This window comes from Pseudoalteromonas sp. MB41 (genome assembly GCF_020966275.1).
In the GTDB taxonomy this organism is placed as follows: domain Bacteria; phylum Pseudomonadota; class Gammaproteobacteria; order Enterobacterales; family Alteromonadaceae; genus Pseudoalteromonas; species Pseudoalteromonas lipolytica.
In genome coordinates, this window is record NZ_JAJJZF010000006.1 from 125,501 (window position 1) to 142,469 (window position 16,969).

The window sequence follows — 16,969 nt, forward strand, 5'->3', positions numbered from 1 at the left end:
CAAAACGGTTCATCTTTCGTTAAGTTTTATAGGTTAGATGAGATGCAAAAATTATGTATGCTTGATGCCGACAAAAATGTACTCAAATACGACATAACAATAAAAATCAATAAGTTAAACGTAGTGACACTGATATTCTTTTGCCGTCATACCATATTTTACTTTAAAAAATTTCGAGAAATGTGAGCGAGATGAAAAACCAATATCGTCAATCACCAAACTAATTTGACGACCTTGGCGTAACAACTCGGCAGCTTTTATGAGTCGATAATCCCGTAAATATTCACTCGGTGTCATGTTGAGAAACACTTTTAACTTACGCTGCAACTGACGTTCACTCAGTGCGAGATGCTTAGCACAATGCGTCATTGAGAATCCTTGTTGCTGATAATTTTCAGATACATAGTGCTCAAGCTTTTCAAGTAACTGTTTATCACGCGGATCAACGGGAGTATCTGCCTTTGGTGGGCTTTGATCTGGCACCTGAATCACATGCTGTTGAGCATATTGATTAACCCAATCAATCCAATTATCGACTTTTAATAATAATTCTTCCCTGTCAAAAGGCTTGGTGATTACATCCAAAGCATGTTGTTTTAAACCGCTTACCCGCGTTTCATAGTCTCCTTTAGCAGTGAGTATTATCACAGGAATATGGCACGTAACAGGGGAGCTATGTAACGCATCTAATACGGCAAAGCCATCCACTTTTGGCATCATTAGGTCTGTCACTATCAAATCTGGCACTTGGCTTTGCGCTATTTGCAAACCAACGTGGCCATCTTCTGCCAGTAATACCTGATAACGCGGGTGTAATTCAGTTTTTAAATAATGACGCAACTCATCATTATCCTCGATAACTAGTACGGTAGGTTGCTCACAATTTTTCTTGGCTTTAAGGTTCTCACTGTCGATACTCACCGAGGTTGCCTGCTCGAGAGCCTCAGCTAATGGGAAACGAAGCGTAAATGTTGTGCCTACCGCTAAGCGACTAACAAGCTGAATGTCGCCTTGATACTTATCAACGAGACGTTTCACAATGGCTAACCCAACACCACTGCCTTCTACATTGGCTTGGCTGCTTACACGGTAAAAGATATCAAATACTTTCTCTTTCTCCGCATCAGCAATCCCTTTACCTGTATCGGTCACCTCAATAAAGGCATTGTTATCATGCGTTGTTATTTTTAAGCTTACACTCCCTTGTTTTGTATACTTGAAGGCATTGCTGAGTAAATTGCTTAATATAGTAATTAGCCCCTCTCGGGTGCTTGATATAAAAATTGCTTCTTCTATTTCAACATAAAACTCTACTGATTGCTCACCGAGTACAGAAAACTGTCCTGCAACCTCACGCGCAATCGCAGACAAGGATACAACCTTAATAATCTCTTCATTGCGCTCATCATAACGGGTCAATGTTAAGAGTTTATCGACCAGATTTTCTAAACGTCGACTGTTTCGTAATACCAAGGTTAACTGCTCACGTTTATCTGTGTTTTTTTCATTAAAAATAAGACGCTGCAATGGTGCGATTAACAAACTAAGTGGCGTACGTAACTCATGAGATGCATGCGTAAAAAAGCGCACTTTATTTTCAAGCGAATCACTAAGCGCATCAGCTTGCTGTTCTATCAGCGCTTTTTGCTCTGCAATTTCATCAGTGCGCTCATTGACAAGTTGCTCTAGTTGATACTTTTGTTTACGGATCCGATAGGTCCAAAGCACCGTTAATAACCACACCAAACATAAGACAAGTACTGCACAAACAACATAAAAAGCAGGGCTTTGCCACCATGGAGCCAGTACTTTGATATTCAATAACAATGGGGCGAGTGCGTTCGCTCCACTTTCGCTACTTGCTTTAACGATAAGCTGATAACTGCCAGGCGGTAAGTTGGTGTAATCTATTGATAAGTAAGGACCAGTTACATTTCTCCATTGCTGTTCAAAACCTTCTAAACGGTAAGAATACTTATTAGTTTTAGGTTCTGAATAATGCAAATAACTGACCTGTAAGTGCATGCGTGTAATATCGGCTGGCACTGTGACAATGCGACTCTTCTCGATTTGGTAAAGGCTACCGAGCTTACTCCCAGCAGAAATAATAAGGTCTTGATCGTCAAACTGTAAACGCGTTAATGCTAACTGCCCACCTTGTTTATTCTTAACGAGTGTTTCAGGGTTAATAACACTTACACCTTGGGTGCCGCCAAACATTAACCGGCCATCTCGCATTTTTAGATAGGCGCCGGCATTAAATTCATTGCCTTGCAAACCGTGACGAGCTTTATAACTGGTGATTGCAAAATTCTCTGGATTTATTTTAGCTAATCCATTGTTTGTACTTACCCAAACCATGCCATCATTGCCTTTTAATAAAGCATAAATCACTTGATTAGGCATACCATCTGCCACATTAATAACCTTTACTTGCTGGCTATTGGTGTCAATGATATTTATTCCATTAGACGTCGCTAACCACATACGTGAACCTTCCTGTAAAAAGGCTCTCACCGTATTATCAGATAAAGCCGATGCGGGGTTACCTTTGCGATAATTAATTAAAGAATCAGTCGCAAAGTTATAGTAATACGCCCCATCCCCATCGGTTGCTATCCACATGTCTGTTGCGGAGCTTTGATATAAGCTTGTCACCCTTGCTGTAGGTATGACTAATTGAGAATGTGCCTGTTTTTCTGAAAAACTGATAAACCGACCTAATTGCCTATCAAAACAAAATAATCCACCACCATTCGTCCCTACCCAGACATTATTTTTCTCATCCACCAGCAAGGCGTAAATACTGTTTTCAGTTAATCCATGGCTCCCTTCATCAGCTCGAAAATGTGTCACACTGCCATCTTGGTGGAGCACATCAATGCCCTGCTGCCAACTACCAACCCAAATGTCTCCATTTAAATCTTCGGTTATCGCTTTAATTGCGTTACTGGTAATTGAATTGGGTAAGTTGCTCGCCACGAGGTGTTTAATACGGTTTAATTGTTGATCAAGGATATCTATCCCGCCCCCCCAACTGCCATACCAAATACGTTGCTGCGAATCTTCAAATAGCGCCCAAGCATCTTTACTTGAAAGCGGTGTCGGTTTTTTTAATTTACTGAATTGAAGTGAAGCAGGATCTAGCTTGCTGATACCATTGGCAGTACCAAACCACATAATATCGCTACTATCACGGTAAATACTGTAAACTCGGTCGTGCGCTAAGCTATATCTGTCAAATGGGTCATGGGTTAAAGCAGAAAACGTGTTGGTTTTGCGATCAAAAATATTGATGCCGCCCCCTCGCGTTGCAAGCCATACTCGACCTTGCTGATCAAACTCGATATCACGAATTTCGTTACTGGTTAACCCGTGCTCTGAGTCGCTCGATTTAAGCCATTGCTGCATCGATTTTGCTGATAAATCAATCTTAAATAACCCACCGCCTTGACTGGCCAACCATATTGTTTCGTCATTTGCCTGCTTTATCGCAAAGATACTCGAATGAATGCTAGGTGGCTTTGTAAATCCATTCAACAACGTACTGACACGTTGTTGCTTAGCTAGATCATAATGAATTAATCCTGCACCATGAGTACCTAGCCACAATACATCGTGTATTTTTGTTATCGCATAAATAGGCTTTTTTATATCCCGCACTAGTGGGGTCACTTTTTCATTGCGTTTATTGTAAGCGAATAAACTGCCATCATACGTGCCGATATACAGCACGTGAGAATCAACAAACAAACTGGTAATACGGTAGTCTGTTAAAATGGGCGAAGAAAATTGGTAATCGTATAACGGGAGTTGATTTACGCCCCCATTGCGGGTGCCTATAAAAAGGTGCGATTCGTTATCGAGTGCAAGCGGATAAATGTAGTTATTCGTTAAACTATTGTTTTCTCCTGTTGACGAAAAAACAATAAATTCATTCCCATCAAAGCGGTTTAACCCTGCTTGCGTAGAGAACCATACAAACCCCTGCTGATCTTGTTGAATATCAAATACAACGCTTTGTGATAAGCCATTATCAATACTGAAATTTTGAAACGCAGGCCACGCAAAAGGTAAAAAAAATAGACTAAAAAGATAAATAAGAAACCGAGTCATCCCTAAAAGCTACACATTTATTATTAGTTATTAATAAAGAATAGTTCAGTTCAGTTAACATTCATAATAGTTCCCCATTTTAACTACATGAAAGAAAAGCTTTTATTATAGTCGGTTCTAAAGCTCATCACGTTTAAGCCCAATAATACCGCTATTGTTTCAGGCAAAAATACGTTGATGTGTATCTAATAATTTTAGTTAATTTAATTTCAGTGGGTTGCGGGAGCGGGGAATTATGAAGGCGAACCGGCGACCTTTAGGTTATAAACCTGAATGTCAGGCATAAAAAAACACGCGGCTGCGTGTCTGATCATTGTTGCTAATTTAATTTCAGTGGGTTGCGGGAGCCTATGAAAGCAAACCGACGACCTTCGGGTCATAAACCTGAATTTCAGGCATAAAAAAACACGCGGTGGCGTGTCTGATCATGTTTGCTAATTTAATTTCAGTTGGTTGCGGGAGCCGGATTTGAACCGACGACCTTCGGGTTATGAGCCCGACGAGCTACCAGGCTGCTCCATCCCGCGCCTGAAATTATTAAGTTTATTTTTCTTCTCACTTAATTTAAGAAGTCAGCCAATTCAAAGAATTGGTTGCGGGAGCCGGATTTGAACCGACGACCTTCGGGTTATGAGCCCGACGAGCTACCAGGCTGCTCCATCCCGCGCCTGAAATTATTAAGTTTATTTTTCTTCTCACTTAATTTAAGAAGTCAGCCAATTTAAAAAATTGGTTGCGGGAGCCGGATTTGAACCGACGACCTTCGGGTTATGAGCCCGACGAGCTACCAGGCTGCTCCATCCCGCGCCTGTAATCTCTTAGTAACATAAGCATGTTAACGATGCCCTGTACCAGAGAGAGCGCTATAATATAGCAAAAAAATTAGAAATCAAGGGTTATAATAATAAAAGCGGTTCAAGCGAACAAAAAGCACACAAAACTACTCTAAATAGCACGTTGATGAGGACTGATCATTTTTTGCCACTCCCAATCTGGGTGTCCCATTACAATAAAATCAGGATTCTCAGTACTTTCTCGTTGATTGTAAGTCAGTGGGTTAAATTCAGCGTCAGTAATGCATCCGCCAGCTTCTTCGACAATTACTTGAGATGCACCAGTATCCCATTCACCTGTTGGGCCAATACGTAAAAAGCAATCTGCTTTCCCCTCAGCAATAATGCAAGCCTTTAATGAACATGACCCTAATGCTACGGTGGCAAACTGAGTATTTAAATATTGACTGACCGCCTCAATTTTTTGCCTGCGACTCACCGCTAATGTTAAGTTATCTGGCGTTGCTACCGAAATTTGCTTATCTTGGCCATTTTCACGTTTAAACGCACCATTTTGATAACTTGCGAAATACGTCACTTGTTTAGCTGGCCAGTGTATAACGCCTAAGACGGGATGATTGTTTTCAATCAACGCAATATTTACCGCAAAGTCGCCACTTTCTAAAATAAACTCTCCCGTACCATCCATAGGATCTAGCAACCAATATCGCTGCCAATGTTTCCTATCTTCAAGTGCTGGAATAGGCGTCTCTTCCGACATAATCGGAATATCGGGAGCCAACTTTCTTAGGCCTGCCATCAATACTTCGTTCGATGCCAAGTCAGCTTTCGTTACGGGTGTATTATCTGACTTTTCTTCAGCACCAATATCATCTTGCTGATAAATAGCCATAATAGCCTCACCTGCCTGCTCAGCTAAACGAATGCACGGTTCTAAAAAATTATTCATTGCCCGCTCCTGACTCTAGGTACTTTGTTAATAATAGCAAAGCTGCAACACTTCGTGCTTCAGTAAAGTCATCTTGTTGTAATAAAGATTGCCAATCTTGTATTGGCCATTTAACAACAACGAGCGGTTCAGGCTCATCACCAGGTAACGTTTCTGGATAAAGTTGCTCTGCATAGAGAATATGCATAGTGGCATTAAAGTAACTGGGTGCCATCGTTACTTTTTTTAGTGCAGAAAAATGCTTCGCACCAAAACCGACCTCTTCTTTAAGCTCTCGGTTTGCGGCTTGCTCTGGTGTTTCTCCAGGATCAATTAAGCCTTTAGGAAAACCGAGTTGATAGTCGTTCGTGCCTGCACAATATTCCCTTACTAATAGCAATTCATTATCAGCTGTAACGGGCACAATCATCACAGCTCCCCGGCCACCACCACGAATTCTTTCGTACTGCCTTTGTTCATCATTAGAAAACTTCAAAGCCAGAGATTCAACAGTAAATAGTCGGCTTTTGGCGACGACTTCGTTAGACAATATTTGCGGAGGTGTTGGGTGCTTTCTCTGTGTCATTGGCATTAATTTGCTATCATGTCAGTTACACTCATGATAAATCTTTTAAAGTGAATTGCCTATGTTAAATTGGTCAAAAATCGATACAGTACTGCTTGATATGGATGGCACTCTGCTCGATTTGCATTTTGATAATTACTTTTGGCTTACCGTTATTCCCGAACAATATGCATTAAAGCATGGACTCAGTTTAGAGCAGGCGAAAACAGACATTTTTCAACGCTATCAAAAAGTAAGCGGCCAAATAAGTTGGTATTGTTTAGATTACTGGCAACAGCAACTCGATTTACCCATTATGGCGTTAAAGCGTGATATTCAGCATTTAATAAAAATTCGCGAAGACGTCCCCCCTTTTCTAACCGAACTTAGAAAAACAGGCAAAGAATTAATCTTACTTACGAATGCCCACCCAGATTGTGTCATGTTAAAGTTTGAGTTAACGGCAATAGACAATTATTTAGATGGCGTTATTTCAACCCATCAATATGGTGTGAGTAAAGAACATCAACCTTTATGGCAGCAAGTGCAACAAGAATGGCAGTTTGATAAAGCGCGCACTTTATTTGTTGATGACAGTCCCGCAGTGCTCGACGCGGCCAAAGAATTTGGCATAGGCCATATACTTGCGGTTGCCAACCCTGATAGCCGACAACCGCATAAACAGTTCGATGGCTATTTATCTACCACCGACTTTCGTGACTTCATGCCCCTAAAATGAGCATAAATAGGTTTATTTAGGGTAACGCTGCTCTAAGCCTTGATAGACAAGCTTTGCAAAATCAGCATGCTCCGTATCGAGGCTTTTAACAACTTCAACTAAATGCTCGTTATCTTCTTGACCGTTCCACACCTTTATATAACTGCCATCTTTGTAACCATGATCTTGGCGGAAGAAATTAAGTGTATTTTTGCCAACATAGCCACGATATAAATCGTCGATGTCCATGCCAATTTGCGCCATACATCCAGCGAATGCGGCAGCATTAAAACGCTTTTCAGCAACGGCGGTTGCAGCCAATAACTCAAGCGTTTGTTTAAAATCGTCAGCTTGCTCAGGCGCACTTAGTTCAGCTTCAAGTTGAGCGGCAAGTTGCTCGTAACTTGTTTCCCCGTCGATACGCAGTGATAAACCAAAATGGAAAATGTCGACCAGCTCCAAAATAACTTGCTCAGTATCTGGGGTTTGTTTTTTCCACCATTTCCAACCATAGTGATCTTTTCACCACATACATTTAAGTTACGAAATTGTTAGCCTTAATCACCCAGAGATGCTATTAGATAATATATTCAAATCAAACTAGTTTGTTAGTGGTGAACTTAGTGGAAAAAAGAACTTTAAAGGATGTAAATATATGTGGGAATAGCTTCGAGTCACTAACAGTCTTTCTTGACTCAAATGGAAATATAATAATTGCTCCATTGCTATACACTATATATTTAGAAAATATTGGCGGAGTCATAAAATGCAAAGAGTACGAGAAAGGTGGTGAGTTATACAAGGAGTTTTATGAAGACTCATTAAGCGAAAGCTCAATCCCCCAATACATTGGGCATATCTTTAATTTTTTTCAATATATAGAAAAATTGAATCTACTCAATGAGGCCCCTGATGTTCACCACTCATATTTAATTCAAGCAAGTCTAGTTAATAAATACCTAAACTCGTACTTACCTAAACACCTTACAAGTGCATCCTTAAGCGTACATCAGGCATCCATAAGATCTTACTTCTACTTTTTATCGAAATTAGGGTTAATAGCCCCTATGAATATTAAGATATCAAGAAAAGCGAAAAAGCTATCGTTTGATAATAATCGTAGTAAAACTAAAATCAATTACGTCAGCACTGAAGAAAGAGCTGCTCTTCTACATAGATGTAAAACGAAACGAGACAGACTCTTGTTGAGAATGGGGTTTGAAGTAGGCTTAAGGACCTCTGAAAATACAGGCCTATTACTTCAATACAAGGGTAACAAAGACGGGTATTTATTGAGTCTCTTTGACGATTTAATAAACCCAGAAAAAAGTCACCTTGAAAAGTTTAGATACATGTTACATGGAAAATTTACAAAAGGCGGGAAGTCTCGCTGGATATTTTTTTCCCGCTCATTACTCGAAGCTATTAGGGACTACTACTTAACAGAGAGAGCTATAGTCCTCTCTGATGCGAAAGGCAAGTTAGATCCCGACGACCTATTTTTAAATGCTGCACCAGGGTATAGGGGAGACCCAATAAAAGAAAGTAGAGCAACTGATGTGTTTGATAAGTATAGGGACATGATAGATTGGATGGATCAAACACTAAGCTACCACGATCTTCGACATACCTTTGCAACTGAACTTTATCAATACGAGCTTATAAACTCTGAAGGTGGAGAAACGCGCTCGCAAAGCTCAGCACTTATTACCGTCGCTCAACGTCTCGGGCACGCTTTAGGCAAAGATGGTAGGCCGACCTCAGTTACTACTTGTTACATCCGTCTAAAAGAAGTGATGCTGGATGTAGAAGGAAAAAATTATGCTATCTAAGAAATCAATTCCATATTTCACTCAAAAAGTTGGGGGTGAAGAGCGAGAATTATTGCTAGATACTCGAAATCTTGTTCTTGATAACAATACTATTTATCCACTTAAAAGCACTCATGAAGTATCACAATTATTGCTTAAAATCATGAAGCTTTATTTGTTGGATAGTGATTATAAAGAGAAGTCAGCAGATCACCAAAAACATACTAAAGGTGCATTTCGAAGATGTATTGAATTCCTAAACCAAAGCAAAACCCTAAGTAACAAAGTACTAAAGGAGTTTGAAAGCTGGGAAGTCGAACAATATAAAATAAAGCCACAAAGTACAAATTGCCGTCGACTCAAGACTATCTTATCTAGAGTTAAGAACTCACCTAACTTGAACTTTAGTGAAAAAAGACAGATAGAAACTGTGATAAATTCGTTCGTCCAATCAAAGGACGCAGAGAAAGATCCGCTTTCGCTGTCATCTTGGTTTCTTGAGAACAGCCCATGGCTTAGAAAATATATGGGTGAACATTTCTTGCTTCTAGAGAGCCCCAAAAGACTAATAAAGTCATTCGAAGCAACAATTGGCACAATGTTAAGTTTCATTTTAGAAGCAAGAAAACAGTTTGCATCTCACCCAGATCTTATTGAACTCTATATGAATATCCGGAATTCTACTTCAAGCAGAGATAAGCAAAAAAGAATCATAAACTTTATAGGCGCATTACTCGACAAGCCAGAGAACTCGGTAACTGAGCTTAGAAGTTTCATATTGACAGAATGCTCCCACCCTAAACATAGAACTAAGATACGCCAAGTCATTCTGAAGTGTCGTGAGAATAGCAATAAAAGTAGTTCTCAAATTCTGTATGACGAACTTTTATATAAACGTCGTGCTGAATTCCCTTTCTCAGCGCCCGAAAATTTTTACGAGCAGGTGAGCCTAGCAGAAGAAGCTCTTATGTCTTTTTTGTTCGCTACACTCTCAATTCAACCAACAGATATACTTGGTCTCACACGCAGACATATAGCTATAAAAACGAATTCACAAGGTAATGTAAGATTATTAGAAGTTGACTATTTAAAAGGCAGAGGGCTAAGAAGACATAAACCACCAACATTAAGAGGTTCAAGCCTGATTGCAAGAACAACCATTTCCTATATCAACAACTTGCCCAAACATCAAGATGAGTTTTTTATCAGATTAAGAGGTGATAAAAATTATGCAATAAGCCTAACAAATCCTTTTTCTGAACATAAGCACAGTAATCACAACAACTTCCAAGCTCTTTTTGCAAAACTTTTAATAACAAATAATGAATTGAATACTAACCTAGAGCGTGAACTTAAATTAAGTGGAGCTGGAAAGGTGTTTAAATATGCGATGTCTCATTTTTATGATCACAATAGATATGATCAACATACTGCTGCTTCTATGTTCGAGAAAAAGAATCTTACTAGAAAAGAATATCAGGAGCGAACTCAAGAACCACTACCATCTTATTTCTTCAAGTTGGCACATATAAAAAATACAGGCGTTTACTCCAGAACGGATTTATATAGAAATGAGGATTTAGTCAATCAGAACTCACATCAGTCGAATACTGAAAAACTGTCTTACTTAACAGATGACAACAAAGAGTGGGTAAATCAAGTCGGTAGGATCACGAGGATGGTTATGAATGATATTGAATCGAGGGCTTTCAGGCCTACCTTAGAATTTATCGATAAAGAAGCTACAGAAAGAAACCTTCGGACGAAAGTTATTGATAGTACTCATTCAACAAATGTAAGAATTAACCAGTATGGTGAGGCTATACAATCAGAAAGTGAACGAGACCTTGATCATGTGATAGTTTTCGAAAACTCGCAGACTGTAATTACAATGCTTCATTACATTGATGAAGCAGAAATTAATGCTAAAGCAATCATGCAAGCCAACTCTTCGTTTTTCGAAGAAACTTTGCTAATTAATGTGGAGTGGATGCATCATTGTTTAAGCCAATTCTCCCCTGATTTAGTCAGCAAATCTGTAGAAGATTACCAGCGATTAAAGAAGTTAAACATTTTACCCAAATTATTTGAGAATGAAATTCAATCAGGTATGTCACTATGAATAAATCAATAATGAAGGAATACAATATTATCAATGAATTGAATAGTAAATTGTGCTCCTTCAACGATACTAAAAATGACTTACATGCTGATGAATGGAACTTCATTGTCGGGTCTAGTGAATTCACGTTATATCACAGCGGCAATATGCTACTTCTTGGAAATCAAGGAGACTTCTTTAATGAACTTAACATTAGTCCTGATATCATTGTTAAGTTGATTCTACTTAATTTATTTCCCAAATGTCCGACATCTTCAACGATCAGGGAACATTCGGACTTCACTCTTATTTTGTTTACTTATATGCAAAGACACGGAATAGTCAAAGTAAGCCAGAACGATCTTGTCGATATATTTTCTTACTTCATTATGCATAAAGTAGTAAGAAACATGACGGACAAATCGGATGTTCAAATAGTTAGGCGATTAACACCAAGGTCTTGGGCAAACTGCTATTTTTTACCGACAATAATTCAGCGTATCACCCATATTCTTCATATGTATGATATCGAATTCTCTTCTGTAAGCAGCATGACGGAATCAAAAGGGAAAAAACACCTGAAAGATGCTATTAAATCAGTCTCTATTGGTGAACTGACATACAACGATTGGAAGTCAGGTAAATCTTTCAACAACCTAACATTGGACTATGGTAGGCATTACGTCGAGTTTTTACAGGATTTTTATAACGAAAATTATCCTATTGCCTTGGCACTTAATTATGTCGACTCGATCAGAGAAGATATACTTTCTCGTGCTGGATATAAAGTGCATAAAAATACAGTACCAATGATTTATGGCTTGTTAACACAGGTTAATGTTAGAGAGAACCCCCACCTGAAAACATTTGATAGGAAAAAGATCGATTTCCTAGAAAAAGAAATTAAACAAGAGTATATCCGTTTCATTCACCCAATTCTTAAACGAAACTTCATTTTAAAAGATGCCTCAGTAAGAGAAATTGCACAACAGATTGGAATTGATACAAAAAATGAAAGATACCACCATAATGCCGACATCGAACGATTAAGAAACATTCTATATTTCCTAACCGATGATGAAGATTATCCAGAATTAAGTAACGTAGTTAAAAACTCTAACTTCGACACAAGTATACAAGAGTTAGAAGAAATTATAGCTCGGATGTCGGCTAGAGTTCCTGCACCTGAGTTACCTACTTCTTCATACATTAAACAATTTGTAGGAGAATACTTTGAAAGAAACTCTAGCAGAGATGTCCTAAATTTCATCCGGAAAGTCCAGAAAGCCGGACAAACTTGCATTATGGCCTTCACAGGTTGGAGGCGAAGTGAATTTGGTTTTCCAGTATCGTCAATATCAAGCAAACTCAATCATGACGTTTTAGATCAATATGCATTACCATACAGACACAATATTCATTGGCATATATTTAAAACTCAACGAGGCACTAGCCTTGATAGGGAAATTACTCAAAGAACTTATGAACTAATAAGATCAATGACTAACTTTCATTGCCCTCTGGAGCATGAACCTGCAATCTATTCCGAAACCTATAACATCAAACAAGATCCAACTAGTAAAAATGTCTCGTCAAATAAGATGGCTGATGCTTGTAACGCGAATTGGTATAACTTTGCGCAGCACTATAAACCATTTAAGGTTCTAAACGAGATATCATTATTCAATGAACTAAGAAATAAGGTTCCGTTATCTGAATCTGAAGCAATATTATTTAAGAGTTTATCTGCACATCAACACTCAGAAGAGTGGAGTTACGTTATCAACAACCCCCTATTATCCGAAGTGAAAAAGAGGATTGAAAAAGAATTACCTGTGGTTTCGTTTATGCAGACAAGAACGGACATTTCGGTTAAGAAAGGAGCTCTTGAGCAATATCAGCGCTACCTACAAAATAAGAAACACCATCTAGATGTTAGAGTTTTAAAAATTTATGAAGAACATCTACCTTCTGCAATTAAAGACAGAATAGCCCAAAGTAGTATTAAAGAACTTCGTGAGATCAATAAAGAGCTTACTCATTTTTTATATTCTGAATGTCTATACCCAACACCACACGCGTTCAGACATATGTGGGCAGAAGCAGTCTTTAGGCGATTTGATGGTGATGCAGGGTGGATGATTAGAAGTAATTTCAAGCACATTTCAGAGTCCATGTGGGTCGCTTATATTGCAAATAAAACTGACGTAAATATTCATCAACAATTGAAAGTAAATATCGCAAGCTCGCTTATGAAGAACTGGCTGAGGAATAAAGGCGTTAAAACTTCTGGTAAATACCATACATTCTTAAAAAGACTATTTAAGAATACATCTATCACTTCATTCCAAGCAGCCGACTCGTTAATTGATAAGATTTCAGAAACTGACGTTATCTCCGTTAAAGCAAACCCGTGGGGATATTGCATTAATCGTTTCACAACTACGTCTTTTGCAAAATGTGCTGAAGATGGTGAAGCAAAACCTAGAAACGCGAAACCTGATCTTTGCTTAGGGTGCATTAACTTCATGACTGATAAAACGAATGTCGATTATATTATCGAACAGTCATGGCAACACATTGACTTACTTCGCTCAGACTATGTTAGGGACATACCTAAACCACTTGTCGATACGTCTATTTCATTCGTATCAAACGCGAAAAAAAGAATTTCAGAACTCTCCCCTAATCACAAGATTTTGGAAGAATATAACCAAGCTTTACAGACTCAAATCACTTAACCAAGGAGTTTCGATATGGATTACTTTAAAGAATTAGCTGAAAAAGCTGAACAAAAGGTATTAGAAGAGCAGACTCCTAGCTGGGTTAATAAAAATAATGCTTCTCTTGTAGCATATAATGAAACAGAACGATTGAGATGTGAAAGAATTATGTTTATCAATAAACATAGCAGAGCTATAAACTTCAGGTCTAAGAAAAACTACCAAATCTCAGGGCGAGAAGTTGCTCGTGCAGTTGGAATTTCCGCTTCAACATTACTCACAACCTCAACTTACTCCGGCGAATTTACAAAATACTTAGGAGACATAAATAAGGAACTTGAGAAAAAAAAGAACCAACGGATCGCAAAAGTTGTAAAATCTAAAAGTCGAGGCCCTATAGTTCAAAGTAAAGATGAGCTAGTAGAAAAAGTAAAAAAGCTTGAAGCAAAAGTTAAATATTTAGAATCAAAAAATGTTATTGAACAAGTGGAGCAAGCAGTTAACATGCTTCACCCTGAAATAGCTAATATTCTAGTACTAAACCAGACCAGAAACGTTGCAAATATTTCACATTTAAAACCTAAAAAGAAATAAGTATGAATATCCTTAGCTTTAGTAACCCACATCTGAAAATTTTGGTAAGTGGGTTAACGCTTCATATGACGGGCGGCTATGGTTGATCAGCGAAAACATGGCAATCAGAGTACAAAGTCATCCAAGTAACTTATTTTTCACCTCCGCAATAGTGTTGTTCTTTAAGGCTTTAGAAGAAAAGAAGCACTGATATATACATTACCTAACATCGTGAAAGCGATAAATCCGCCCATTCTCGTTCACTTCTGCAATCTTTCTCAATGCATCCGCAGGTGACAAACCAAACTTTCTGATTAACACCACAAATAGATGATAAAACTCTGATTTCAAATCCGCTGCAAAGACACCTGGGTCATCAGAGCCCAGACAAATAGACATAGAAACATCACCTTCAATCACCTCACTCGGCAAGCCCATCCAACGGAAAATATGATGTTCACTGACATCTCGATACTGACTAATTCGAGTATTGCTGGTCGGAGGGCACTCAATCGCGATATTTCGATCAGCCATTTTTGTCATTATTGCTTGTTGCAATGAAGTAACCGCCTTATCTGGTAAGTATTCAAGGGAAACTTCAACATATTCAATTCGCTGTTTTCGAACATTCTCAGAAGTCAGCCATTTACGATACAACTTCAGGACCCTTTTCATACCTGCCCTTCTCGCTAACCCCCTGACATACTCGAACTCCTCTAGCCATAAGGATTTCGGCTTCAATGGCTCACCTGACTCATCTAGTATACCCAACAGCCCCTCAGACTCAGCTAGTACACCACGCAACTCAAATACCTGATCAAGGGTAGTAATCGAGATTTCTTCTTCCAAAGAAAACACCTCATGGGCCAAATGAACCGCTTCAATCGCTGCATCACTCGCATAACGTAGCAAATCTGGGTGACTTCGAAGCTCCCGCCAGATGAATACCAAGTCGAGCAATCTCGTCTCTTTGGTCATGGATATAGACAAAGGCAAAGATCGTTTCCAGATGGCAGGCGTAATTCCAATGGCAGTGCAATGCCCAAGACGGTCGCCATTACGCAAAGGCAAAAACCTCAAGGCATCATCTATTGAGCGAATACCGCTGATCAAATGCGGAAAGTCCTCACCTACATGATAAGTAAAATGAGCAATACCTGATTTAGCTAGCACCCGAAACAAAGGTCCAAACAACTCTGGGGGCGTATGCATCTCGTTTGCAGCGGCATCCACACCTCGAATCCAGCGTGTCAAGCGAGGTTCATGATTCAAGATATCCATCAAGATAGCAGCCTGATTCTTCAGATCCTTAAACAGCATCGCAAAGGGATAGACTTCATCTTTTCTGGACTTTTTCTTGATGAAATGTGGTACTAAGGCAAGTTCTGAACATATACAACTGGGCTTAACCTGATCAAGATTATCCAGCACTTGAGTGATGTTAAGCGGCTGGGAATGCTCCCAATCTAAAGTCATATGTTCATAAAGATACTCCCAGTAACCTCGCAAAACGCTAAAGAGCAACTTTTGCATTTTACCGGGGTCGCTTTTCGGAGCAAAACGTCCTTCCAAGTAATGTACCTGAGAATTAATACCGACACCATGTGCATGTTTAAAACGAGACAAATAAGACTTCTCTGTTTCTTCCCTTAACTCCGTCATCGTGTACTTCTGGAACTGGTCAAAACCAAAGAAATCATCTCGCTGAACCAGCAGGGTCAGATACTGATTCTGAATTAACAGATAAATCCATAATAGACGCTCCAACCCCTCAGGTGCACCATACCTCCATTTCTCGAATACGCCGATTAGCCAACAAAACTCAGATTCCTGACTATATTTTTTGTCTGTTGGCCAAACAGTCGTAAACCCATATTCTTTACCATGATGTAAAATTGTGCTGTCCGCCAACTGCTGCGGATGCTGCAAAGATTGCATCCACTCAGGCAACTCAATCCCCAGGGCTACCCGACAAAGAATTTCTCGAATATTACCGGCGATTTGCAAACGTTCCCTAAAAATATTAGGTGTCAGGGAGGGGTCAATCTGGGCACAAAGCTGTCTCATCTCTTGAGATGCCCAGCCCTTCTCGAAATCTCTTACGGTCACTTCTGGGTGCTTAAGAGCATCTAACCAACACTCTTCAGCGCTTGTGCTACCATTCAAATGTTGATGAGTTTCGTGCAGACCTTCACGGGAAATGTAGTCTTCGACCGAGGGATGATAAGGATACAAAGGCCAGCGGAAACTATACTCCTGACTGACAGACTGAGAGTTAAAGACCTTATGACAAGCCATAATCGGCAGGCTCGATACTCGGCTCATCAGAGTTTGCCACTCAGAGAACAAAGCAAGCTCAGTTTTGGGGCCATCTTTTTCGTTTTTAACATACTTTTCTGCGAGCAAACGTAAAGAAGAAATAGGGCCAAGCTTCATGTTCCGCTGTTTTAGTCGCTGTTCCAAGGATGACCAAGCCGATTTTGCTACATGATCAGGCAAACTACGCGCCTGTTCGTATTGTGTGAGGAACGCAGAGGACGCCACAATGTCATCACATAGTACCTCAGCCAATGAAGTTGCACTCAGCCGATGCAACAAAGTTGATGAGTTAAGAAGAAAGCGTTCCATATACGATCCTTA

General features: G+C 39.4%; 9 protein-coding genes, 3 tRNA genes and 1 pseudogene. 5 read left to right on the forward strand and 8 right to left on the reverse strand.

Translation table 11 applies throughout. From position 1 onward, the window contains the following. Positions 1-114: 114 nt before the first annotated feature. The 6 genes from LPA49_RS08945 to nudE all read right to left on the reverse strand — a co-directional run bounded on the left by LPA49_RS08945 (position 115) and on the right by nudE (position 6,424). Positions 115-4,116, reverse strand: coding sequence for a two-component regulator propeller domain-containing protein (locus tag LPA49_RS08945; protein WP_230236403.1), 4,002 nt, complete (start codon positions 4,114-4,116; stop codon positions 115-117). Positions 4,117-4,566: 450 nt separating this feature from the next. After that, a tRNA-Met gene (locus tag LPA49_RS08950) sits at positions 4,567-4,643 on the reverse strand. A gap of 63 nt (positions 4,644-4,706) precedes the next feature. Next, a tRNA-Met gene (locus tag LPA49_RS08955) sits at positions 4,707-4,783 on the reverse strand. A gap of 63 nt (positions 4,784-4,846) precedes the next feature. Next, positions 4,847-4,923, reverse strand: a tRNA-Met gene (locus tag LPA49_RS08960). A gap of 138 nt (positions 4,924-5,061) precedes the next feature. Further along, complete coding sequence (gene cysQ / locus LPA49_RS08965) at positions 5,062-5,859, reverse strand: 3'(2'),5'-bisphosphate nucleotidase CysQ (RefSeq protein ID WP_036974269.1); 798 nt, start codon at positions 5,857-5,859, stop codon at positions 5,062-5,064. Then, positions 5,852-6,424, reverse strand: a complete 573-nt coding sequence (nudE, locus tag LPA49_RS08970) for an ADP compounds hydrolase NudE (protein WP_230236406.1) — start codon at positions 6,422-6,424, stop codon at positions 5,852-5,854. The genes cysQ and nudE overlap by 8 nt, the downstream gene beginning before the upstream one ends. Positions 6,425-6,485: 61 nt before the next feature. Between nudE and yrfG the strand changes: the two genes are divergently transcribed. Continuing rightward, positions 6,486-7,142: a GMP/IMP nucleotidase gene (gene yrfG, locus LPA49_RS08975; RefSeq protein ID WP_036974272.1), complete on the forward strand. Its 657-nt coding sequence runs from the start codon at positions 6,486-6,488 to the stop codon at positions 7,140-7,142. A 12-nt stretch (positions 7,143-7,154) separates the two neighbouring features. Here yrfG and LPA49_RS08980 read toward each other — a convergent pair. After that, positions 7,155-7,640: pseudogene (locus LPA49_RS08980) on the reverse strand (dUTP diphosphatase); the annotation flags it as partial. A 104-nt stretch (positions 7,641-7,744) separates the two neighbouring features. Between LPA49_RS08980 and LPA49_RS22360 the strand changes: the two are divergent. Genes LPA49_RS22360 through LPA49_RS09000 form a run of 4 tightly spaced genes read left to right on the forward strand, consistent with a single transcriptional unit; the run spans position 7,745 to position 14,350 of the window. Beyond that, the gene (locus LPA49_RS22360; protein ID WP_230236408.1) at positions 7,745-8,953 is read left to right on the forward strand and encodes a tyrosine-type recombinase/integrase; all 1,209 of its coding nucleotides are present in this window, start codon (positions 7,745-7,747) and stop codon (positions 8,951-8,953) included. Continuing rightward, positions 8,943-11,054 (forward strand): hypothetical protein, encoded by a 2,112-nt coding sequence (locus LPA49_RS08990; protein ID WP_230236410.1) that lies wholly within the window; start codon positions 8,943-8,945, stop codon positions 11,052-11,054. Before LPA49_RS22360 ends, LPA49_RS08990 begins: the two co-directional genes overlap by 11 nt. Then, positions 11,051-13,774 (forward strand): hypothetical protein, encoded by a 2,724-nt coding sequence (locus LPA49_RS08995; RefSeq protein WP_230236412.1) that lies wholly within the window; start codon positions 11,051-11,053, stop codon positions 13,772-13,774. Before LPA49_RS08990 ends, LPA49_RS08995 begins: the two co-directional genes overlap by 4 nt. 15 nt (positions 13,775-13,789) lie before the next feature. After that, entirely contained in the window at positions 13,790-14,350 is a 561-nt protein-coding gene (locus LPA49_RS09000; RefSeq protein ID WP_230236414.1) for a hypothetical protein, read from the forward strand. A gap of 198 nt (positions 14,351-14,548) precedes the next feature. Here LPA49_RS09000 and LPA49_RS09005 read toward each other — a convergent pair whose 3' ends face one another. Further along, a complete protein-coding gene (locus LPA49_RS09005; protein WP_230236416.1) occupies positions 14,549-16,957 on the reverse strand; it encodes a hypothetical protein in 2,409 nt (802 codons plus the stop codon). Between the last annotated feature and the right edge of the window lie 12 nt (positions 16,958-16,969).